The 21,651-nt window shown below is 61.9% G+C and carries 22 protein-coding genes and 1 pseudogene; 12 read left to right on the top strand and 11 right to left on the bottom strand.

Translation table 11 applies throughout. The annotated features are described in order from the left end of the window. Positions 1 to 426: 426 nt before the first annotated feature. Positions 427 to 1,062, bottom strand: a complete 636-nt coding sequence (locus tag Q8S38_RS22745) for an acyl-homoserine-lactone synthase (RefSeq protein ID WP_305682619.1) — start codon at positions 1,060 to 1,062, stop codon at positions 427 to 429. Between the two features lie 200 nt (positions 1,063 to 1,262). Between Q8S38_RS22745 and Q8S38_RS22740 the strand changes: the two genes are divergently transcribed. After that, positions 1,263 to 1,988 (top strand): LuxR family transcriptional regulator, encoded by a 726-nt coding sequence (locus Q8S38_RS22740; RefSeq protein WP_305682618.1) that lies wholly within the window; start codon positions 1,263 to 1,265, stop codon positions 1,986 to 1,988. A gap of 84 nt (positions 1,989 to 2,072) precedes the next feature. Here Q8S38_RS22740 and Q8S38_RS22735 read toward each other — a convergent pair whose 3' ends face one another. From Q8S38_RS22735 to Q8S38_RS22725, 3 genes are read right to left on the bottom strand one after another with little or no spacing between them, the layout of a single operon-like run. Beyond that, positions 2,073 to 2,453, bottom strand: a complete 381-nt coding sequence (locus Q8S38_RS22735) for a response regulator (protein WP_305682617.1) — start codon at positions 2,451 to 2,453, stop codon at positions 2,073 to 2,075. 6 nt (positions 2,454 to 2,459) lie between these two features. After that, the gene (locus Q8S38_RS22730; RefSeq protein WP_305682616.1) at positions 2,460 to 3,476 is read right to left on the bottom strand and encodes a sensor histidine kinase; all 1,017 of its coding nucleotides are present in this window, start codon (positions 3,474 to 3,476) and stop codon (positions 2,460 to 2,462) included. 26 nt (positions 3,477 to 3,502) lie between these two features. Continuing rightward, on the bottom strand, positions 3,503 to 4,942 hold the full coding sequence (locus tag Q8S38_RS22725) for an ATPase domain-containing protein (RefSeq protein ID WP_305682615.1): 1,440 nt from the start codon (positions 4,940 to 4,942) through the stop codon (positions 3,503 to 3,505). A gap of 466 nt (positions 4,943 to 5,408) precedes the next feature. Between Q8S38_RS22725 and repA the strand changes: the two genes are divergently transcribed. The 3 genes from repA (at position 5,409) to repC (ending at position 9,021) form a co-directional block, all read left to right on the top strand. Then, positions 5,409 to 6,617, top strand: a complete 1,209-nt coding sequence (gene repA, locus Q8S38_RS22720; RefSeq protein ID WP_305682614.1) for a plasmid partitioning protein RepA — start codon at positions 5,409 to 5,411, stop codon at positions 6,615 to 6,617. Next, a complete protein-coding gene (gene repB / locus Q8S38_RS22715) occupies positions 6,617 to 7,600 on the top strand; it encodes a plasmid partitioning protein RepB (RefSeq protein ID WP_305682613.1) in 984 nt (327 codons plus the stop codon). The genes repA and repB overlap by 1 nt, the downstream gene beginning before the upstream one ends. A gap of 191 nt (positions 7,601 to 7,791) precedes the next feature. Continuing rightward, positions 7,792 to 9,021, top strand: a complete 1,230-nt coding sequence (repC, locus tag Q8S38_RS22710; protein ID WP_305682612.1) for a plasmid replication protein RepC — start codon at positions 7,792 to 7,794, stop codon at positions 9,019 to 9,021. 425 nt (positions 9,022 to 9,446) lie between these two features. On the opposite strand, the gene Q8S38_RS22705 is transcribed toward repC, so the two are convergent. Continuing rightward, entirely contained in the window at positions 9,447 to 9,680 is a 234-nt protein-coding gene (locus tag Q8S38_RS22705; RefSeq protein WP_305682611.1) for a hypothetical protein, read from the bottom strand. A 308-nt stretch (positions 9,681 to 9,988) separates the two neighbouring features. On the opposite strand from Q8S38_RS22705, the gene Q8S38_RS22700 reads away from it, so the two are divergent. The 3 genes from Q8S38_RS22700 to Q8S38_RS22690 all read left to right on the top strand — a co-directional run bounded on the left by Q8S38_RS22700 (position 9,989) and on the right by Q8S38_RS22690 (position 11,295). Then, positions 9,989 to 10,252 (top strand): WGR domain-containing protein, encoded by a 264-nt coding sequence (locus tag Q8S38_RS22700; RefSeq protein ID WP_305682610.1) that lies wholly within the window; start codon positions 9,989 to 9,991, stop codon positions 10,250 to 10,252. Positions 10,253 to 10,387: 135 nt separating this feature from the next. Next, complete coding sequence (locus tag Q8S38_RS22695) at positions 10,388 to 10,660, top strand: HU family DNA-binding protein (RefSeq protein WP_305682609.1); 273 nt, start codon at positions 10,388 to 10,390, stop codon at positions 10,658 to 10,660. Between the two features lie 167 nt (positions 10,661 to 10,827). Continuing rightward, positions 10,828 to 11,295 carry a Ros/MucR family transcriptional regulator gene (locus Q8S38_RS22690; RefSeq protein ID WP_305682608.1) on the top strand — a complete coding sequence of 156 codons (468 nt, stop codon included), beginning with the start codon at positions 10,828 to 10,830 and terminating at the stop codon, positions 11,293 to 11,295. A gap of 89 nt (positions 11,296 to 11,384) precedes the next feature. Here the strand turns inward: Q8S38_RS22690 and Q8S38_RS22685 are convergent, their stop codons facing one another. The 3 genes from Q8S38_RS22685 to Q8S38_RS22675 are packed head-to-tail and all read right to left on the bottom strand — an operon-like array spanning position 11,385 to position 13,251. Next, positions 11,385 to 12,548 carry a tyrosine-type recombinase/integrase gene (locus Q8S38_RS22685; RefSeq protein ID WP_305682607.1) on the bottom strand — a complete coding sequence of 388 codons (1,164 nt, stop codon included), beginning with the start codon at positions 12,546 to 12,548 and terminating at the stop codon, positions 11,385 to 11,387. A gap of 32 nt (positions 12,549 to 12,580) precedes the next feature. After that, positions 12,581 to 12,997: a type II toxin-antitoxin system VapC family toxin gene (locus Q8S38_RS22680; protein ID WP_305682606.1), complete on the bottom strand. Its 417-nt coding sequence runs from the start codon at positions 12,995 to 12,997 to the stop codon at positions 12,581 to 12,583. Then, the gene (locus Q8S38_RS22675) at positions 12,994 to 13,251 is read right to left on the bottom strand and encodes a type II toxin-antitoxin system VapB family antitoxin (RefSeq protein WP_305682605.1); all 258 of its coding nucleotides are present in this window, start codon (positions 13,249 to 13,251) and stop codon (positions 12,994 to 12,996) included. The genes Q8S38_RS22680 and Q8S38_RS22675 overlap by 4 nt, the downstream gene beginning before the upstream one ends. Positions 13,252 to 13,440: 189 nt before the next feature. Here Q8S38_RS22675 and Q8S38_RS22670 point away from each other — a divergent pair, with 189 nt between their 5' ends. Further along, positions 13,441 to 14,628, top strand: a complete 1,188-nt coding sequence (locus Q8S38_RS22670) for an RHE_PE00001 family protein (protein WP_305682604.1) — start codon at positions 13,441 to 13,443, stop codon at positions 14,626 to 14,628. A gap of 53 nt (positions 14,629 to 14,681) precedes the next feature. Here Q8S38_RS22670 and Q8S38_RS22665 read toward each other — a convergent pair whose 3' ends face one another. After that, entirely contained in the window at positions 14,682 to 15,902 is a 1,221-nt protein-coding gene (locus Q8S38_RS22665; RefSeq protein WP_305682603.1) for a Swt1 family HEPN domain-containing protein, read from the bottom strand. Positions 15,903 to 16,221: 319 nt separating this feature from the next. Between Q8S38_RS22665 and Q8S38_RS22660 the strand changes: the two genes are divergently transcribed. Beyond that, on the top strand, positions 16,222 to 16,920 hold the full coding sequence (locus Q8S38_RS22660) for an IS6 family transposase (protein ID WP_092158315.1): 699 nt from the start codon (positions 16,222 to 16,224) through the stop codon (positions 16,918 to 16,920). Between the two features lie 61 nt (positions 16,921 to 16,981). Here Q8S38_RS22660 and istA read toward each other — a convergent pair. Next, positions 16,982 to 17,881: pseudogene (gene istA / locus Q8S38_RS22655) on the bottom strand (IS21 family transposase); the annotation flags it as partial. A 65-nt stretch (positions 17,882 to 17,946) separates the two neighbouring features. On the opposite strand from istA, the gene Q8S38_RS22650 reads away from it, so the two are divergent. After that, positions 17,947 to 18,696 carry a DUF6118 family protein gene (locus Q8S38_RS22650; protein WP_305682602.1) on the top strand — a complete coding sequence of 250 codons (750 nt, stop codon included), beginning with the start codon at positions 17,947 to 17,949 and terminating at the stop codon, positions 18,694 to 18,696. Positions 18,697 to 19,099: 403 nt separating this feature from the next. On the opposite strand, the gene Q8S38_RS22645 is transcribed toward Q8S38_RS22650, so the two are convergent. Further along, entirely contained in the window at positions 19,100 to 19,720 is a 621-nt protein-coding gene (locus tag Q8S38_RS22645) for a TetR/AcrR family transcriptional regulator (protein WP_305682626.1), read from the bottom strand. Positions 19,721 to 19,816: 96 nt separating this feature from the next. Here Q8S38_RS22645 and Q8S38_RS22640 point away from each other — a divergent pair, with 96 nt between their 5' ends. Then, the gene (locus Q8S38_RS22640; protein ID WP_305682601.1) at positions 19,817 to 20,806 is read left to right on the top strand and encodes a zinc-dependent alcohol dehydrogenase family protein; all 990 of its coding nucleotides are present in this window, start codon (positions 19,817 to 19,819) and stop codon (positions 20,804 to 20,806) included. Between the two features lie 287 nt (positions 20,807 to 21,093). Then, complete coding sequence (locus tag Q8S38_RS22635; protein WP_293704803.1) at positions 21,094 to 21,384, top strand: metal/formaldehyde-sensitive transcriptional repressor; 291 nt, start codon at positions 21,094 to 21,096, stop codon at positions 21,382 to 21,384. Positions 21,385 to 21,651: the final 267 nt, after the last annotated feature.

Here is a 21,651-nt window from a genome sequence, read left to right as displayed (position 1 = left end):
CTCCGGTGACATCGATGAAATTGGGTTGGGCGCGATGGCGGACCGCCTGGATGTCATGCGGCTGGCAGGTTTCGTCCGCGCGGTTGCAGTCGCGAACTGGCTTGCTCGAGACGCAGGCCGGCTGCGGCGCGCCATCGCGCCCAAGCTCCCGCAGGACATATCCATCCTGGCATGGCTCGTAAGGGTCGTACCCAACCGGCGAGGTGCTCTGGCCTGCGGCCGAACAGGTCGGAAAGGCCCCTCCCCGCTTGAGATGCTGCCAAAGCCGAGTCACAGGCGGAACGCAGGCCGCGTATTGTGTCGGCCCGCCTGGACTGGCGAGGCAAAGCAGGACGGTGCAGCCCCAATCGTCGGCGCTGGCAGCGCCGGCCGAGAGGCCGATAAGTCCGGCGGCAAGAAGCGTGGTCCTGATCATGAGCGGCGCCGTCACGCGGCCAGCGGCAGCGGCGTGTCGACCGGCAGAACCGGTGACGCCAAGCCGCCATTGTGTCGGATCGCACCGATCACGCCATCCTCGATCGGCAGCAATCCTGCCACGGCGACGGTCGATCCAATGCGCCGTGGCTTGCCGAGGCGCTCGAGTGCCCACCCAGCCCGGCGCAGAATCCGCTCCATACGCAGATCGGTGACTGTTGCGATGGAAGCGATTCCCCTCGCCTCCCCCCATTCGAGCATGGCGGCGAACAGCATAAACGTTGCCCGCCGCAAGCCTCCATCCGTCGTGGCGTCGGTCAGCTCGGTATCAACGCAGAAGCGCGAGCTTTCCACGATCAGATCGGAATTTGGGGCATCTCCGCCGTCCAGAAGCTCCGGAAATGTGTCGGCCAGCATGTTCGGCCCAGTTGTCGGCAGCAGTCGCACGCAGCCGACCACCGTGCCGCGATCGGCAACGATGAGGTAGGTCGCATCTAGCGTGTCGTAGCTATCCATCTCAAGCTCGCCCGTGGTCCCAACCGACCAGTCGAGCCGGTCTTTGAACACTTTCCGGCGCAGCCGGTGCATGCCCATCAGCAGCGAGATGTTGGCGCCATATCCGGCGCGGCTCAGTTCGACGACCTGCATGGCCACCTCCGAATCGCGTTGATCTGGATGCCAATCAATCAGACACGGGCTCCAATCGAACCTGTCGGATCTGACAGGGTGGATTCGCTCTAAAGTTGTGGCCGCTATCTCGCCACATCTTCGCGGCAAAGGCCGTTCTCATCGATCGCAAGAGAATCATCAGGCGCGTGAAGCAAGGCGCCGCAACCCACGGAAACCGAATGAAATCAGTGGAAATGGCCTATCAGGAGCTCGTCGACGGTCTTCACTCGTCTGTTGCGGAAGCGGAATTCGGGCGCGTCGGCCAGCGCGTCGCCGAGAGCATGGGCTTCCGGTACTTTGCCTATCTCGGCTTCGGCGAAGCCGATCCGGTTTTGATCTCGTCTTATCCCAAGCGCTGGACCGAGCATTATTTCACGGAAGGCTACCAGGACGTCGATCCCGTGGTCGCCTTCGCTCGAAGCGGGCGCTCCACATTGCAGTGGACCCGCGAAGGCGCGCGTCAGTTTCCGCTGCGCGCCCAGAAGCGTCTTTTCGACGACGCAGACGAGTTTGGCATCCGCCATGGCGTCTCTGTCGCGATCGCCGGCGGCTTCAATCGTTTTGCCGCCTTCACCTTCGCTGTCGACGAAGTCAGTTCAGCCCATGGAAGGATGGTCACGGAAGCGAATGATATCGTCCAGTTGATCGGGTTAACGTTCCACGCGCACGCCGATGCGAAATTGGGGCTGCGGTCTCCGCGCAATGATGATGCGCTGCTGACCCAGCGCGAGCGGGAGTGCCTGACATGGGCTGCTCGCGGCAAATCGATGGAGGCGACCGCCATGATCATGGGTGTCACGCCACGGGCAGTGAAGTTTCACCTCGACAATGCGCGATCTAACCTCGGAGCCGAGACACTGCCTCAGGCGGTGGCGATCGCGCTGAAAGCGGGATGGGTTGCCTGAACCGATCTCTTAATGCGGGTGTCTAATATTGATGCCGCTCATGGTGGACAATAAACTATTTCCTAAATTAAATGCCAATCAAGCTCAGTCCTTCGTAGCAATAGCCAATCTGAACAGCTCTAATTTAGCTGCCATGTCTTTATCGGCCACAGGCTTAACAATTGTACCAAGGGATACTTGGCTAAATTGCGCCGCAATCTCGGCCTGTCCGGTAACAAAAATCGATGGGATACCTTTGTTCAGTAACCATTCCGCAGCTTGAGGTCCCGTCGGGCCGTCGGCAAGGTCGATGTCGACCAATGCGCAGTCCATCACGAACTCGCCAAAAGACGCTTTAAGTTCGGTGAAGCTACTCAAAGATCCCGAAAATATATGACCGAGATCTTCGATCATGGCCTCGATGTGAAAGACTATAAGTGGGTTATCTTCCAGATAGAAGACGCGAAGGGGGACAGGCGTGGTCATAGTCCCTCATGGCTTTTGCACCAGACGGGAGAGCGGCCCGCGCACAACGAAGCGGAAACCTTCGGGATCGAAGCTGAATTCGGGTCGCTCTCCGAATACGCTCGTCAACGCCGAGCGCATGTAGCGGGTTCCGTAGCCGACCCGTGCCGGCTCGACGACAGGGGGGCCGCCGCTTTCGGTCCAGGTGATCGTCAGGAGCGGGTCGGGACCGGTGGAGAGCTCCCATTCAAGGGAAATCTGGCCGTCGGGCCTCGACAAAGCCCCGTATTTTATCGCGTTTGTGGCAAGCTCATGCAGACAGAGAGCCAGAGTGGTGGCCACGCTGCGGGGCACCATGATGTCAGGGCCGCTGGATCTGATGTTCGAGCGCCCCTCGGCGCGATAGGGCGCAACCGTTGCATCGATGATGTCATTCAACCGGGCTTCGTCGCCACCGGCGTTGAAAACGACGGAATGCACATTCGAAAGCGCCGTCAGACGGCCAGCGAAATCCGCCGCCAGGCCATCAACCGAATCGGCGCCACGGCGCGTCATCTGGAAGATTGAAGTCACGCTGGCGAGGATATTCTTGACGCGGTGATTAAGTTCGAGCCGCAGCTCGGTTTCCCGTTCGAGATAATCCCGAACCTCACGTTGACGGAACCGCGTCAGGAGCGCGGACTGGATGCCGCTGACCAGTTCGAGCGCAGCGACCGGGCGTTGGTAGAAAGTCTGGCGCGAACGAGGCCAGGAACCGGCGAGCGCTGATTGGATCCGTGATTGAGGAGCTGCGCGGTCCAGCAGAATGACAATGGGAATTTCCGACCAGTTGGGCTGGTCCTGCAGAAATTTGGCGATGATCTTGATCGCGTCTGGGTTCAGGGCCTCGTGCGTGACGACGAGAACGCCTGGGAACTCTGCGATGCGATCCGCCAACTCGATGGCGGTCACTGCCTGAGCACGGATACTATGTTCGCTCAACAGCGAGGCCATGTAGGAGGCGTCTTTGCGATAGGGTGCCAGAATCAGCACCCAATCAAGCATCCCAACGCTGTTCTGCGCAGAAGCGCTCACGTGTCGGGAAGCGGATTATAGGAGACGACCGAGACACCGCCGGTTGCGATCAGAAGTTCCCGAACGTCAAGATCATGCGGCCCATGCCGCTTTTTAACGACGGTGATGCTCCGCCGGAGTTTACCCTCGTGTTCCATAATACGAAGCAAAAGCACGGTATCGCCTAGAAAGCTGACATCGACATCGATGCCGACATTTTGTCCGAGCAGCCCGTGCTGTGCGACGATCAGCATCGTCAAAACGTCGGCGCGAGCCAGATGTTTAAGCAGCGACTGGATATCCCGCACGGCCTTGTCGCGATGCGGCAACGAGTTCAGGTAGCCTGTGAAGCTATCGATCACAACCACGCGTGTCTTGTTTTCAGCGACAACCCGCTGAACGATCTGTCCGAATTCACCAGGCGAAATCTCGTTAGGGCTGAAATCGCAGATGACAAGTTGGCCATCCTTGTAAAACTGGCGAAGGTCCATCCCGAGACCTTCGGAGCGTCGGAAGAAGGTTTCGAGCCGCTCCTCGAACAGGAAAAGTGCAACGCTTTCACCTCGCTTCAGGGCCGCGGTCGCGTAAAGCGAGGACATCGTCGATTTGCCGGTGCCGGACTGACCGATGACCAGCGTGATCGTTCCTGATTCCTGCCCGCCGCCGAACATCTCATCGAGCGCCTCGACCCCGGACTTGATCAACTGCGGCTTGGCGACTTCAACGGCCGATCCCGGCACGATCCTGGGAAACACGACAACGCCCTGCCCCTCGCGAATGGCCATGTCATGGTAGCCATCCGCGATAGCCACACCCCGCATCTTGCTGACTTCGATGCGCCGGCGCACCGCCCCGTACTCTTCGAGCGATTTGTCAAAACGGATCACGCCGTGAGCGATGCCCTCGATTTCCTCGCCGCTGCGCTCGCCTCCGTTGGTTTGCGTATCGAGGAGCAGTGCTATGATCCCCTTCTTGGCCAAGAATGCCTTGAAGCCAATGAGTTCCCGCCGAAAGCGGGGAGTGTCGCCGGTGATAAGGCGGATTTCGAGCAAGGAGTCATACACCAGCCTATGGGGCTTATGCTCCTCTATTGCGCGTTCGATCGCCATGCGCGTTTCGTCCAGCCGCAGCTCAGCCGTTTGGAAAATCGTCTGATCCGCGGTGCCGTTAACCGCTTCGGAGGCCGAGAGCTCTTCCACGCGGATGCCATCCAGCGTCCAGCCGTGAGACAAGGCGATTGACTGAAGTTCGCCGGCCGTCTGCGAAAGGCTGACATAGATGCAGCGCTCTCCTGCCTCGACGCCGGCGCGCAAAAACTGCAGTGCCGCGGTCGTCTTGCCTGCTCCTGGCGCGCCCTGCACGATGTAGAGGTTCGACGCCGGTAGGCCGCCGCGGAGGATATCATCAAGTCCCGCAATACCCGAACTTACGAAGGTCTGCTTCTTCCGCTTCGCCATGACTGCCTGTTCGCATTTTGTGAGCATCAGCGCATGGTGCAGCGCCGAAGGATGACGTCTGGCCGTCGCGCACACCCACCCCAGAGATTGTCGCAGCCTCACAGCATCAAATTCAGATTGTACCTATGTCTTTTGACACGATCAGGATAGCGGCGTCCATTTTTGCTCCGAGAAGGCAATTGGCCGTCTCGGACGCTGCCTGACGTCCCTTGAAAAGGCCTAGCTCTGGCTTGCATTTGGTCTCCCGCGAGGGGTGAAAGTTTTGCCCCTAAAATGTCCGAGCCAACTCTGCGCTTAGCCTCGCGCGCTAGGAGCGAGTTGCCGGCCGGCAACTTTGCCAAACGAGGCCAAATGGGCGTTAACCACTCGTTAACCCTTAATCGCTTGCCAGACTCAGGGAATCGGGTGATCTTGTCACGGTATTCGGCGCAATGCGCGCCACTTTCCGTGTTTACGCGAGACGCCCGTGGAACCCGCCCTTAGTCTTGCCCATCCCAAGAAGGCGATCCACGAGCTGGTCGGCGCACATGCGCGAGAATTGTCGTCGAAATTGCAAGCCCATAGGCTCCAGCTGTTTCCGCCGGAAGCCCGCAAGACGCTTCGGCGATTTTCGTCGATCGAAGCCGCAAAGCTGATTGGCATAAACGACGGCTACCTGCGGCGACTTTCTCTTGAAGGCAAGGGCCCGCAGGTCGATGTCGGCCGGCAGGGTCGGCGGTCATACACGGTCGAAGATATCCAGGCGCTGAGGGAATTTCTCGATATCGGCAGCAAGGCAGATCGACGATACGTTCCGCGCCGTGACCGCAACGAGCATCTCCAGGTCATCACCGTTGTCAATTTCAAGGGTGGCAGCGGCAAGACGACGACTGCAGCGCATTTAGCCCAATATCATGCGCTGCGGGGATACCGCGTCTTGGCGATCGATCTCGACCCCCAGGCGAGCCTGTCGGCGCTTCACGGCTTCCAGCCAGAGTTCGACGTCGGCGACAATCAGACGCTCTACGGCGCAATTCGTTATGACGATCAACGCCGCGACCTAAAAGAGATCATCAGGAAGACGTACTTCGCCAATCTCGATCTGGTGCCGGGCAATCTTGAGCTCATGGAGTTCGAGCACGAAACTCCGAAAGCTCTGATGGGTCAGAAGCAGATGGAGATGATGTTCTTCACCCGGATGGATGCGGCGCTGGCATCGGTTGCCGACGACTACGACATCGTAGTTGTCGACTGCCCTCCCCAACTCGGCTTTCTGACCCTGTCAGCCTTGTGTTGTGCTACGGCGGTTCTCGTTACGGTTCACCCTCAGATGCTGGACGTCATGTCGATGTGCCAGTTTCTGATCATGACATCCGATTTGCTCGGCGTTGTCGCCAATGCCGGCGGCAACATGGGATATGATTGGATGCGCTATCTTATCACGCGATATGAGCCTGGTGACGGCCCTCAGAACCAAATGATGTCCTTCATGCGCTCCATGTTCGGAGAACATGTACTGAATTACCCGATGCTCAAGAGCACGGCCATTTCGGATGCCGGAATCACCAAACAAACGCTCTACGAGGTCAGCCGCGATCAGTTCACTCGAGCGACATATGATCGAGCGCTTGAGGCATTGGACAACGTCAATGGCGAGATCGAGCAACTTATCCTCTCAGCCTGGGGGCGAGGCTGATGGCTCGCAAGAACCTCTTGGCCGGACTGCTCGATGAAAAGTTGCCGGCCGGCAACTCCGCAGGCGCGCCTCAGCCGACGGGTCCGATACAGCCAATCCAGGGCCTGCAGTCGAGCGCATTTGGGCCGCGAGGCGGCGCTATCGGCGCGGTGACGCGTTCGATTGAGCAGATGAAGGCGCACGCGGTACTCGATCTCGCCGCCGAGATAATCGACGCGTCTCTGATCGCGGATCGTCTGGCTGACACAAGCGATGACCATCATCTCTTAGTCGCATCCATCCGGGAGCATGGCCAGCAGGTACCCATCCTGGTTCGCCCTCATCCGAGCCACGAGGGGCGCTATCAGATCGCCTATGGTCGGCGACGTTTGAGAGCTTTGAAGGAGCTCGGGCGGACTGTTCGCGCGATAGTGAAGCCTCTGTCGGACGAGCAGCTGGTCGTTGCGCAAGGACAAGAAAACAGCGCCCGGACGGATCTTTCGTTCATCGAAAAAGCTCTTTTCGCAGCTCGCCTGGAAGAGAGCGGTTTCACTCGTGATACGATCATGTCGGCTTTGTCGGTCGACAAGTCGGGGTTGTCCCGTCTCATCTCCTCAGCCGTCAAAATCCCCTCCGACATCATCGAAGCCATCGGGCCTGCGCCGAAGGCAGGGCGCGATCGTTGGATTGAGTTGTCGACACGGCTCGACGGTGCGGCTCCCCTCGAAAAGGCGCGTAAGGCGGCAGGCGGAGTACACTTCTCGGCGCTAAGTTCAGATGAGCGCTTCGGCAAGATTTTCGAGGCTGTAGCGCCGAAGAAGCCCAAGACCCAGCGGCCAACAATTTGGAAATCCGAAGACGGCCTTCAAGTCGCGAGCATCCGTGATGACGCAAAAGCAGTGACCGTTACAATCGACAAGACGGTGGCTGCCGATTTCGGCGCTTATCTCGTCGAGACGATTCCTGAGATCTACGCGGCCTTCAAGCGCCGTGCAGATGCCTGACCCACGTAACTGACCATCAAAAAGGAGCGTTTGAAGCAAAGAAAAAGGCCCCCGAAACGGAGTTCCGGAAGCCCTTCTCATACCTGGCAGTCTGAGAATCGCACTTCCACGAATCACCGTCAAGAGTCTCTTGCGAGATTTAGCGCCGTTTCGGCGAGCCGATTTCCTTTGCCCTAAACGAGGCAAGGATCATGGAACCACGACTCTCGACGACGCCCTTTGGGCGGCGATCGCTGACACTTGCCCATGTGGCAAGCCAGGCGAGCGCGAAAACGCGACCGCCGGAGAAAGCGGTCCACAAATGGAATATCTTCCGAGCGATCTGCACGGCGAAGAACGCCCTCGGCGTGCCCGAGCGCGCATTGGCTGTCCTAGACGCGCTGCTGTCGTTTCATCCGGAAACCGTCCTGACGGGCGAGGGGTTGATTGTCTTCCCCTCGAACCACCAGCTCGGACTGCGGGCGCACGGCATGCCGATGGCAACGCTCAGGCGTCATCTGGCGGCTCTGGTCGACGCTGGGTTGATCGTCAGACGCGACAGTCCCAATGGGAAGCGCTACGCCCGCAAGGGCAGGGGAGGGGAGATCGAGTTCGCCTTCGGCTTCGACCTGGCCCCGCTCGTGGTGAGGGCGGAAGAATTCGAAGCGCTTGCGGACGAGGTCGAGGCGGAAGCACGGGCTTTGCGCCTGGTCAAAGAGCGCATCACGATCTGCCGACGCGACATCGTCAAGATGATCGCGACAGGTCTCGATGAGAGCGTCCCCACGCAACAAGCCGGGCATGGGCCGGCCGGCTGGGCTGATATCCACGAGCTCTACCGAGGCATCATGGCGCGGATTCCGCGCAGTCCGACGCGCTTAGCACTGGAGCCGATCGCCGAGGAACTCTCCCTGCTTGCCGACGAGATCCTCAACCTCTTGGAAACTCATATTAAAACTCAAAATATGAGCGGCAATGAGTCTCAGAATGAGCGCCACATACAGAATTCAAATCCAGACTCCCCTATTGATCTTGAACCACGCTTTCCAGAAAGCAGGGTCGGCGGTTTGGAGATCGTGCCGGAACCGAAGCGGATGCCGGAGGGGACGTTCCCACTCGGGATGGTTTTGGACGCATGCCCCGATCTCATCGACTACTCGAAGGGTGGGATCTTGAACTGGCGCGACTTCCTGGCGTCGGCGGCGGTGGTCAGACCGATGTTGGGCATCAGCCCGAGCGCCTGGAACGAGGCGACGGGCATCATGGGCGAAGTTCAGGCTGCGATCGTCGTGGCGGCTATCCTGCAGCGCGGTGAGGCGATCAGCAGCGCTGGCGGATATCTGCGGGGGCTGACGCGAAGGGCCGAGGCCGGCGAATTCTCGCTCGGACCAATGCTGATGGCGCTGATTGGCAGTCGCAAGCGCGACAAGAAGCGAGCGTAGTGGCACGGATCAGGTCGACCTTCGTCAAGTTTAACGTGCAAAATCAGTCGACAGGGATCTCTCGTTTCGCTTTGCTGTAGGGAACGGACTTCATAGTTCTTCGGTCGGGTTGTTTTGGGGGCGGTCATGAATCAGCGTCGTGTTTCAGAGGCTGTCGAGGCAGCCGCAAAGGCTTTGCACGAGTCCGTCCGCGATCCCCATCAGTTTCGGTGGGAGACCATGACTGAACATTGGCGGGCCGAAATGCGCGCTTATGTTCGTCCGTGCGTCGTGGCGGCACTGAAGGCGTCAGATGATTTCACCGCACGCCCGACCGATCGTCGCGTGCTTGCCAGCCGGCCTCGCTTGGACACAGTTTCACGCTGAAGGGCCGAGCTGCTGATCCGACGAGGGTTTCCCGGGCAAGGAGATCAATATCGTCGTTTTCAATCGTGCTTTGGGCGTTTTCCAGGATTGGGCTTGGGCGGGATTGCCGCCGCCGCCTCGCGCGCTTGCATCTCCTTCTGCAGGCGTAATTCTCTCAGCCGGGCCGTATTGGCGTCTCGCATCTGGGCGATGGTGTCGCTTTCCGACAAGATGCGATCGCGCACCATCGATTGCGTCTGGGTCCTCAGAAACGCATTATCGGCGTCGACACGCTGCTTCGATTTTTCATTCATGCGGTAGCCTTCGGGACATTGCAGTGATCGCGCGCGTCGGGGTGAGGCGACAGCGCGACGAGGATAGACCGTTTCACAGCCTGCCGTCCCGCTGGTTTGGTTAAAATGGCGCGGACCTGGATGCGAGAGGTAGCTCGGGCATCTCCCACGAGCACCTTCGGGGATATTGCCGAAACCGATTGCCCTGGAGAGAGCGCCACGGGCTCGGCGCCGATATGGGCGACGTATCACCGGTCTGAATCAATGCGGGCTGATCGATTCAGGCTTTGCGTTGGACCGATCCTGTCACGGCGCGCGAGATGTCGTGCATGGATGTCGCGCGCGAGACCACCACGGGTAAACTGCAGATGCTAGTGCTGGAGCGCCGGGACGAGGGCTGCAACATGGCGCGCTTCTATGTGCTGGCGATCGAACCGACGTTGTTTGGCGACACGGCTTTGATCCGCGAATGGGGGCGCATCGGAGCCAATGGGCGGCGTCGCCTCGATCTTCACGCCGATCATGCTGCCGCCGCTGAATCGCTCGACGTTTGGCTGACGCGTAAGGTGGCGCGAGGCTACCGACTTCGCTGACTGCGGCCTATGCGGAATAGGACTGCGAGGGGTACGGACCGTCGATTGCGATCCGGCATAATCGCGTGAATGCTTGCCCTCTGGCCAGTTTCAGATATTCGGGGCGCGATTTCCCCTGAATCAGCGAGATTTTCAATGACGAAGAACGAACTCATTGCAGCGGTTGCCGAAGCCACCGGCAAGACCAAGGCTGATGTCGCCGCCGTGCTGGCGTCCCTTGCCGAGGTCGCAGCGAAGACCCTGAAGGAGGGTGGCGACGTCACGCTTGGTGGTATCGGGAAGCTTGCGGTCGCCAAGCGCGATGCGCGCCAGGCCCGCAATCCCTCGACCGGTGCGATGATCGACGTGCCCGCAAAGACCGTCGTCAAATTCAAGGTTGCCAAGGATCTGGCCGATACCGTCGCCTGATCTGATTTCGACACACGTGAGGTGCAGAATCGGACGCGATTATCGCTCCGGTTCTGCACGGCTATTGCGTCTTACACGTCGAATTTAGGTAGACCCTGCTCGGGGTTATAGATATCCCGGAGTTTGAGGAAATATCCCAGAACACTCCGGCGGCCTTGGAGAGAACAATGTCCGAAATCACAGAAAATGCCGAGCTTCTTGAGCTGACGACCTCGATTGTTTCTGCCTATGTCTCGAACAATAACGTTCAGCCGGCCGACCTCGTTAACTTGATCGCGAGCACCTATTCGGCGCTTGCGGGCCTTGGCTCGGAGGCGGCCCCTGCTCCTACCGTCGCTCTCATTCCAGCGGTTCCAATTCGGAAGTCGGTCACGCCAGATGCGATCATCTGCCTGGAAGACGGCAAGAAGTTTAAATCCCTGAAGCGTCACCTCAACACCTCCTATGGCCTGACGCCTGAACAATATCGCGTAAAGTGGGGCCTGCCTTCGGACTACCCGATGGTCGCTCCCGCCTATGCAGAAGCGCGCTCTGCGCTCGCCAAGTCGATGGGTCTGGGTCGCAAGGCTGCGGCCGGCCCCGCGCCGAAGCCGGCACCTCGCGCAAAAACAACCCGCGCCAAAGCATCGGCGTGAGTTTCTGAGCAAGGATCTGGGTTGGAGAGGCGCTCAAGCGCCAGCGCTCATCTGTTATTCGGTCACCGACGCTTGCGAAAAGTGGTGACTTAGATCGCCAGTCTTGCAGCCTTTCCGAGCGCCTGATCGGCGTCGTTATAGTACCGCGATGCCTGCTGAACCGACCGGTGCTGCGACTGGCGCATCGCCGCGGGCAGTGCGACGCCGTTCCGGGCTGCCTCGGTCAGATAGCCTGACCTGAGGCCGTGAGCCGAAAACTCCACCGGATCGAGACCCGCCATAGCGCAGCGGCGCTTTAGGATCAGGTTGACGGCCTGGGGCGTCAGCGCCCGGTCGTCGATCGCCTCCCAGCGGTCGATTGCCCGAAACACCGCCCCCTTCTTGATGTCGGCCCGCTCGATCCACTCGCGCAGGGCCGCGACGGCTGAGCCGATCAACAGCACGCGAGCATCGTCGTCGGACTGTGTCGTCTTGGTTCGGCCGAGCGCGATCGCCATGCAGGGCAGGCGAGGCGAGTTGGGATCGTCGGAATCGAGCGGCACATCGCCTTCCTCGCTCAGCTGCTCGAGCCGCAGCCGCGCCACCTCGCTGCGCCGGCGTCCGCCTGATGCGAAGGCGACGAGCAGGATGGCGAGATCGCGTGTGTCGGCGAGACGGTCGGTCTGGCAGGTCGCGATCAGCCGGTCGAGGATGTCGCGCGTCACAGCGCGCTTGCTCTTGCGCCGGCGCGGTTTTGCGCTGGCCCGGACCGCCAGGCGCACGCTGGTGCGGATCGCAGGCGTGCCGAGCGGGCTTTCAAGCCCCTTCCAGCGGTGCAGCGTCGCCCAATGAGCCAGGCGCCGTTTGACGGTGGAGCTCGCATGGGGCCCGTCGCTGCGCAGATGATCGCCGGCGCGCAGGGAAGCCTCGACGTCGTTCGGCATGCCGTGGGCGGCGTCCTCGGCCCGCCGCGCCGGATCCCAGAGGTGATGGGCGACGAACTTCAGCACCAACCCTTCAGGTGCCGGCCAGGGCAGGGGTGAGCCTGTCGAGGCGACTGACCAGGCCTCGAGATAGGCGAGGTCGGAGGCAAGCGCTCGCAGGGAATTCTCACCCATTCCCTCGCGGGCGAGGTGGCGTAAGGTCTCGACATCGTCGTCGGTCAGGATGGTCGCGAGTTTGTCGCGACGCTCCATCGGCAAAATGCCGGCCAGCGCGTCGAGCTGAAGGGCGCGGCGGTTCTCAAAGCCGCCGAGAGTGACGATGTCGGTCATGGGGAATTCCGTCCGATCAGCGTGCGAATTCGTCATGCTCGGCGTTCGGGGACGATGGAGCCGGGATGGCAGATGAGATCGGTGCGCCCGAAGTCGTTACCCTTGAACAGCAGCGGCGCTTTGGCCGTGACCGCCACCGCATAGGAAAAGCAATCGCCCATGTTGAGCCCGGCGGGGTGGCGCCCCTTGCCGTAGCGCTGATAGGCGATCTCGGCCCCTTGATAATGCTTGGCCTCGAAGGGCAGGGCGGTGACGTTGGGGGCCTCGGCGAGGCGCGCGACGATCTCGGCTGCATTCGCGAACCCCTTCGCGGCCAAAACCACCCGCGTCTCGAACAGGGTCGGCCAGCCGATCAGCAAAGGCTGATGGCGTAACAGGGCCTTGAAGGCGTCGGCCTCGGGTTCGTCGAGAGCGATGGCCAGAATGACGGAGGTATCGAGCGCGATCACCGCGGCAGGCCATGCTCGTCGTAGAAATCGTCATGGGCGGAACTTGCGCCCGCAGTGACACCGATCCGTCCCGCGGCGGCCAGATCCCAAACGATATCGATGGCGGCGGCGGGGGCGCCTGCGCGCAGTTCGCGATCGTAGCGCTCGAGCGCCTGCTCGACGAGGCGGTTCATCGACAGTCCCGTGCGTCGCGAAAGAGAGCGTGCGAGCGTCCTGGCTTTGGCGCTGCGAATGGAAAGCTGTGGTTCGGACATTCTGGGCGCCTTCGATCGCGTGGTCACGCGCCAAACCTAGCACGATGGCGGCTCAGCCAGCAAGAATTTGCTCCGAGATGGCTTACTATAGATAAGAGGTACTTATCGATAGTGAGATATGGCAAATTAGGAATATCGGAGTGAAACAAGGTAATGGCTATTTAGGTTGGTTATGTTAATTTCAGCCGTGTGAATTCAAAGCGATATGAACTCTCTCGTGCCGAGCGTCAGGCCCTGGTTTCGGACTGTGCCGCGGCCGCCGAAGCCGCCGCCATCGCGCTCGCCCGTTTGGACGAGCGCCTGAGCCGGGCGGAGCCTGTTTTGGCCGAGGGGGTGCGCCAGCGCGGCCACGCCTTCGAGGCCCAGGCCCTGATCGGCCTCGGCGGGGCCCTCTGCCCGATCGAGGACCTCGTCCTGCACGACGCCGGCATGGATGTGCGCAGCCCGACACCCGAGATCACCCGCGCCGCCGGCTTCTGGGCCGAGCGCCGACGCCTGGCGCAGCGCCCGCCGGCCGAGATCCTCGAACCCGGTGCGCTCCGGCGGCGGCTCGGGATTGCCGAGCCGCTAGAGCCCGCGCCGGCACCCAAGCAGAGCGTGACCGGCATCGCGGCGCCATGGGGCAGGCTCGGGCGAGACGACGATGGGGATGAGGCCGACGAGGAGGACGGCGACGAGGTCGACGCGGATGACGATTCCGGCAATCCGGCTTTCGCCGAGATCGACGCGCTATTAGCGCGGACGCGCCAAAAGCTCGACGCCTGGAACGATCTGTCCTCCGAGGCGGGGCGCAAAAGCCTGACGCTGCGCGATCCCGGCTATGACGGTGCCGGGCGGGCCGAGTGCTGGCTCGCCGTGCTGGAAGAGGGCAGGGGACTGCCGGCGGCGCTGGCCGCGGCCGTCGCCCTCGATGCCTGGCTCGTGCTCGAGCCGTCCGAACGCGCCGGCGAACTTGGTTTTGCTCTGGCCGCGACCGTGCTGCGGCAGCGGGGGCTGGCGCAGGCGCATTTGCCGGCGCTGGGGCTCGGATTGCGACGGGGGAAATTCAGGTGGAGCCCGCACCAGGCGCTCGGCCTCCGGATCGCGGGGCTGCTCGGCGCTTTTGGCGAGGCGGCCGCGTTCGGGCAGGCGGATCTCGATCGGCTTTCGCTCGCCCGGACCCTCATGATACGGAGGTGTGAGGGGAGGCGGGGGAATTCGAAACTCGGCGAGCTGGTCGAGCTGTTCGTGGCGTCGCCGCTGGTGACCGTGCAATTGGCCGCGGCGCGGCTGCAGGTCTCGCCGCAGGCGGTCGAAGCCATGCTGAAAGAACTCGGCGGCACCCTGCCGCGCGAACTTACGGGACGGAAACGCTATCGTGCCTGGGGCATCATGTGATCAATGACGGCCCTTTTCATTTCGGCAAGAAGCATCCTGCTGCGTCGGGCGAATCAGCTTGCTGTGCCGATCGCCTTGAGGATACGCCGCGTTTCCACCACCAGCAGGAGCTCGTCGTCCTGGGTAACGGTCCGGGCATGCATCGTCGCGATCCGGATCGGATACAGCCGCTGGAACGACTCGCCCATATCCTCCTGGCGACGGAAGATGCCCTTGAAGACCGTTTTCCAGTTGTCGGAGCGCTCGATGATCATTTTGTAATCAGCGAAGTCGGCGTAGTGGATCAGCGGGGCCTCGGTCTGGCCGCCGGCCTTCGCCTTGTCGCGTTTCGTTATCCATTGCTCCAGCATGGTCGGCGGTAGCCGGTGCCGCATCCAGGCATCGCCGAACGCTTCCCGCATCACGCGGTCCAGGAAGAGCCGCACTTCGGCCTCAAAAGACCGCAGCAAGGCGAACGCCTCGCCGGCTAGATCGACGTCCTGATCCTCGTCCGCATCATCGGTCTTGCCATTCCTGAGCCCGGCGATACGCAGGCTCACGTCGAAGGCGGGCGGCGTGAAGTCCGTCAGTTCAACATCGAAGCCGCGGTTCAGGTAGAACGCTGTCCGGACGTCAGGATCGAGCCACCGATTGCTCGCCAGCGGGATCGGATCGCGCCAATCCCCGAGAGGGCCGCGAAGCGCCTTGGCGAAGCCGCCGCCAAAGGGGCTTCGTTCGGCGATGCCGTGGCCGATGGCTTGGATTTCGGCGAACCCGCGCGCGGAGGCCGCTTCCGCGCCGACGCGCAGCCACGGCTGGTGCATCCGGGCCATCTCGGCTTCGAGCGCCGCCGTCGCGAAGGTGCGTCGTGTTAGCTCCGCCGCTTCCGCGGCCCGGCGAGCCAGGGTCTCGATCTCGTTGACCTGGGGGAGCCGGAACGCGGCCACGTGCGCGATTTGATGGAATTGAGCGGGAGTCAATCCACCCCGGACCGCCTCATAAACTCCTGGCGCGAGGGCGCCGACACGCCAAGCGTGTTCCACGGGACCTTCGAACGATTTGCGGTGACGATCCAACTGTTCGTTCAACTGGGTCAGGGCGCTAAGCTGCCCCATGTCGGAGAACGGCTTGCGCCACGCTTGCTCCCTTCGAAGGCTCGCCAGGATCGTGCTCTCCACTTCGATCGCGCGCCGGATATTCGAGAAGGGGTCCGCAACGCGTTGCATGTCACGCAGCGGCTGCAAGGCCCGATTGGCCACATCCAGCTCATTCATCCATCGGAAGGAATCGGTCATGGCACCCTCGCCCGCATGTCGTCATGCTGGCCACGACACAGGCCGAAATATGGCAGTTGTCGCACCTTTTCACTGCGCTTCGCGCTGATGGGTTCCGTTGAACCGCCGCCGGCTGGTATAACTTCGCACGGCCATGATCCGCGGGTTGCGCAGACAGAATGACGAAAACGCGTGACGACTTCAGCGCCCGCACGAGGAGCGACCTCGCGCTACGCGCCAGCTACCTCTGCTCGTCATGCAAACGCTCGGGCTCTGTCGCAAACTGCTGCACGAGATTGGCTGTGGTATGATGGCTGCTCCGCATTGTGGGAGTCGTTCGATGTTCAAAGGCCGCCATTTCGACCGTTCAGTGATCCTGCTGTGCGTGCGGTGGTACCTGGCCTACAGCCTCAGCCTGCGCGACCTGGAAGAGATGCTGACCGAGCGTGGGGTCAGCGTCGATCATTCGACGATCCATCGCTGGGTCGAGCACTTTTCGCCGCGGCTGCTCGAACGCTTCAATCGGCGCAAGCGCGCGGTCACCGGCAAATGGCATGTCGACGAGACCTACATCAAGGTCCGGGGTCGCTGGATGTATCAGTATCGCGCCATCGACAGTGTCGGCGATACGGTGGAGTTCTGGTTCAGCGAGCACCGTGACCTGCCGGCGGCCAAACGCTTTCTGCGGAAGGCGCTTGCGCGCCATGGCCGGCCTGATCGCATCGTGATTGACGGCAGCCAGACCAACCGGGAGGCGATCATCGCCTGCGACACCGAAAGCCGGCTGCTGGATCGACCCCGACGACCGCTGAAACGGATCGGGATCCGGCAGAGCCAATACCTCAACAACCGGATCGAACAGGATCACCGGAGGATCAAGCGACGGGCTCGGCCAATGCTGGGGTTCAAGTCCTTTGGCTCGGCGGCGATCACGCTGGCTGGCATCGAGATGGTTCAGATGATGCGCAAACGCCAAGGACGCTTCGCCTTCAATCCGGCTCCGACGCTGAAAGAACAATTCGAGGCCATCGCCGCCTGAAGACCGTCTTCACCGGCCCTCGCTCCGGCTCGAAACAAAATTTGCGACAGAACCGGCTCGGGCGCTCGGCTTCGAACATCTCCCAGATCGTCCGGTCACGTTGCTCCGGATGGCGGTGGGCCTTTGCGTAGCGAAGCACCTGGTCCAGCAGCCAGGCGTTCAGCTCGTCGTAGTTCTTGACCCGCAGACGCGGAGCGAAGAAGCGTTCGCGTACGAGCCCGACCTGGTTCTCGACCTGGCCCTTCTCCCAGCCCGAGGCTGGCGTGCAGGCGACGGGATCGACCAGATAGTGGCTGCACATCTGCATGAAGCGCCGGTTATAGGCGCGTTCCTTGCCGACGAAGATGGTCTCCACCGCCGTCTTCATGTTGTCGTAGATGCCGCGCGTGCAGGCGCCCTTGAAGAAGGCGAAGCCCCGGTCGTGGGCGTCGAAGACCATCTCCTGGCTCTCGCGTGGATAGGCTCGCACGAACAGCATGCGCGAATGGCAGAGCCGCAGATGGGCGACCTTCACCTTGGTCGTCACGCCGTTGATGACGACGATCTCGTGGCTCCAGTCGAACTGATAGGCCTCGCCGGGCGCGAAGCTCAGCGGGACATAGGCATCGGCGGTGACGGCGGACTGCTCGCGGCGCCAACCCCGCGCATAGCGGCGGACGGCATCATAGCTGCCCTCGTAACCGCGGCCCCGCAACTCCTCGAAGATCCGGATCAGCGTCAGACGCTCACGCGCCGGCTTGCCCTCGTTCGCCCCCAGCAGCCGGTCAAGGTCAGGGCGCCAGGGCCCGATCTTCGGCTGCGGCTGAACCTTCCGCTCGTACTCGAACGACGTCGCGCCCGAGCGCAGCACCTTGCGCACCGTGTTCCGCGAGACGTGAAGCTCGCGGACAATCTCCTTGATCGTCTTCCCCCGGATCGAAAACTCGCGCCGGATCCGCGCAATCGTATCCACGCCCTTCATCCCCCGCCCGCCCGTCTGAAACCAGAACGGGCAGTCTCACCGAAACCGGCTCAAGGGGGTCAAAGTTGGACGCCGATCCCCCGCCTCAAGGGGTCAAACTTGCACGCCGAAACACATTCGACCGCTTGCGCGCCGCGATAGAAGGCCAGGACCGCGAGCTGGCGTTGCTACGCCGTGCAGTGGAAGGCTTGGCGGCCGAGCGGGCGCATATCGACGTGCCGGACTATTCCGAGACGCTTAGCGTGCTTCAGCAGGGCTTGGACGGCGCAACCGGGCGGCTCGATCATATCGGGAAGATGCTTGCCGCAGCCCCGGTAATGGCGATGACGCCCGAACAGATGGCGCAGCGGATCGCGGCAGCGGGCAACGCTGCCCGGCGTGAGGATCAGGCTGCGCTCGCCAAGGCCGGCGAGGACAAGGCGCGCGTCATGGCCGAGCTTCGCAGCCTCGCCGGGTCGGCATGGACGCGGGGGGACCAGAAGAACCGGCAGCTATGGTTCGGACTTGGCGGGGTGGTGATCGGCATCCTCGCATGGGCGATCCTGCCCGGCCTCGTCGCGCGCGAGGTCGCGCCGGAGAGCTGGCAATGGCCCGAGCGCATGGCGGCGCGGACGCTCGACATGCCGATGTGGGAAGGTGGGCAGCGGATGATGCGGACCGTAGCGCCCGAGGCTTTCGCCAACATCGCGGCGGGTGATCGGATCGTCACCGCTAACCGCGTGGCGGTGGAGGCGTGCCAGAAGCGCGCGAACAGGACACGCGAGACGGTGCGATGCACCGTTAGCATCACGGCAACTGCGAAACCAACCCGATAAAAGGGGGTGGCGAACCACGCCACTGTCCAAAGCCGTTGGAGATTAGGTGAAGGGATCAGGCTGGCGGGTGGCGGCATCGTCGGCGGTGGATCGAACACGCCGTCCGCGAGATATCTGATCGCATTGACGACGCCCGAGTATGAAAAGGGCTTCGCGATCACGCCATGAGCACCCGAGAAGTCGGCGGGTAGGCGGATATGTAGATGACCGCCACGCACAAACGAATATCGATATACTTGGTGTCACAACCGTCCGCGCGGCTGTTCAAAAATCCTGTCGAACTTTGGCGGTCTCCGAAATGGGATGGTAATTCGGGCATGCGGACTGGGGTCGAAACGAGGGCCTAGCTGTAAGTCGACAGATGTTTTTTGCAAAAACACCGAGAATGAGCTCGCCTCGACGGTCACACCGCAGCCGGCCATCGATCGAGTGCCATTTTGGCGATGGAGAGCAGTTCGTTGATCGTAGCGCCGTCGCGCGCCTGAACGGACATGCCTTCCATGACCGTATTGATGAATTTGCCTAGCACGGCCGGATCGCCATTGGCCGCAAGCTCGCCCTGCGCGGCGCCGCGATGCAGACGCTCGATCAGGAGGGCCTCCGCCGCGATACGCTTGTCGCGCAGCAGGCATTCGATGGCGGCGGACGCCGGCGAAACGGCTGCCGCTGCCGAATACATGAAGCAGCCGGCCGGCGTTCCAGGCTCCGAGAACGATGACGCCGCTCGCTCCAGCAGGCCTTTGACGGCCTCGAAGGTGGACAACGCCGGGTCGTTGATGGGGGCATAGAGGTGGACGCTGAACGTCGCGGCATAGCGCTCGATCACCGCCGCGAACAGCCCCGCCTTGCTGCCAAACGCCGCATAGAGACTGGCGGCGGCGACGCCAGTCTCCGCCACCAGATCGGCCATCGAAGTCGCCTCGTAGCCGCGCTGCCAGAACAGCCGTACCGCCTTGTCGAGCGCTGCGTTAGTGTCGAACACGCGAGGGCGACCTGCGCCGCGACGTGCTTTCGTCTCTGTCATGTCTGGCGCCCGATATGGAATGATCGATAAATAATATCTTGAAACTGGTGGCCCACACCGATACAGAACGATCATTCTATAATCAAGGAGTGTCCCATGAGCCGCATCGTCCGAATCCACGAATATGGCGACGCAAGCGTCCTCAGGATTGAAGAAGTGGCAGTGCCCGCGCCCGCGGCCGACGAAGTGCAGATCGCGGTCAAGGCGATAGGCATAAACCGCGCCGAGGTGATGTTCCGCAACCATGCCTACCTTCAGGAAGCCGAGTTCCCTAGCCGACTCGGCTACGAGGCTGCCGGCACTGTCGTTACGGTCGGGGCGGACGTGACCGGGTTTGCGGAAGGCGAAGCTGTCAGCGTCATCCCCCCGCTCGATATCGCGCGCTGGGGCACCTATGGCGAGGTCGCCAACGTGCCCGCCCGCCTCGTCGTCAAGCATCCGGTGGCGCTGTCGTTCGAGGAAGCGGCGGGCGTGTGGATGCAGTACGTCACCGCCTGGGGCGCGCTGGTGGAGCAGGCGAAGCTCGGCGCGGGCGATTTCGTCATCGTCACCGCTGCTTCCAGCAGCGTCGGCCTTGCTGCCTTCCAGATTGCGCGGATGGTCGGCGCGACGGTAATCGCGACGACGCGTACCGGCGCCAAGCGCCAGGCCCTGCTTGATGCCGGTGCACATCATGTCGTCGCGACCGGGGAAGAGGATCTGGTAGCGAGGGTGATGGAGATAACCGATGGTGCGGGTGCGCGCGTGGTGCTCGATCCGGTCGGAGGCCCGTCGTTCGAGCCGCTGACCGCGAGCATGGCGCGCGGCGGCATCCTGCTTGAATATGGCGCGCTCAGCGGCGAGCCGACGCCGTTCCCGTTGTTCTCCGTGCTGGGCAAGAGCCTCACGCTCAAGGGGTATCTCTACAGCGAGATCGTTTCGGACGACGCCGCCCTCGATCGCGCCAAGGCGTTCATCGTGGCGGGACTGGAATCGGGCGCACTAAAGCCGCGGATCGCGCGCACCTTCCCGCTCGAGGCCATCCAGGACGCACACCGCTTCCTCGAATCGAACGACCAGATCGGCAAGGTCGTCGTTACGGTCTGACCGGCAAACCTGGGGGAGCAAGCGATGGCTCCCCCCTCCCAGACACAGGATCGGACCCTAAGCGCCCATGCCGTCGTTGCTTGTGGCGCAGGCTTGAGAGCATGACCGCTCCTCCTCCGCATGCCAGACCCGTCTCAGGGTAACATGGCGGCTATGCCTGCCCGATCGGGGGGGCGAATTTGGAGATTGGCTGGCGAAACTCGCCTGATTACAGAAGCGCCAGTCTCTGGACAGGATTGAAACTCCCCCCTGTATAGTATGCTGAAGCGATTTCTCGGGAAAGCGCGATGCCACATTCATCAGAGGACAAGAAGCGAGCCATTACACGCTTGCGGCGTATTAAGGGCCAGGCGGACGCTTTGGAACGCGCGATCGAAGCCGGGGCCGATTGCACTCCCCTGCTGCAGCAGATTGTCGCCATGCGAGGCGCGACAAATGGACTGATGGCGGAAGTGATGGAGAGTCACCTTAGGGAAACATTCGGCGCCGGTGCAGATCCGGCCGTGAAAAGCGAGGGCAGCGATCACGAGGACGACGTGGAGGGCGTAATGAAGATTCTGCGTACATATCTTAAGTAACGATTTCAGCGCTCCTCTTCTTGCCCGTGCTCTCCCGCAGTTAGAGCAAAAGCCTCGTATCCAGCCAACCGCTGTTGTTCACCAGAGCGCAGACTTTCGGCGTTCCGGGCCTGCATTTTGTTGCCGGCGTAGCGAAGCGAGCGCCTTCTCCGGCGTTTTTCACCGCGCCAGGATCGATGGCCTCTTCAAGATCGATGGGCGGGTCGCAGGCTGCGGGCTACACAGAGGTTAAGACCTGCGAAGCGAAGCCACCCCTACATGCCTTCT

The sequence above is a fragment of the Allobosea sp. genome, assembly GCF_030695125.1.
GTDB lineage: Bacteria > Pseudomonadota > Alphaproteobacteria > Rhizobiales > Beijerinckiaceae > Allobosea.
Note: the sequence above shows the minus strand (reverse complement) of the source record. Positions and strands in the feature narration are given on the sequence as shown.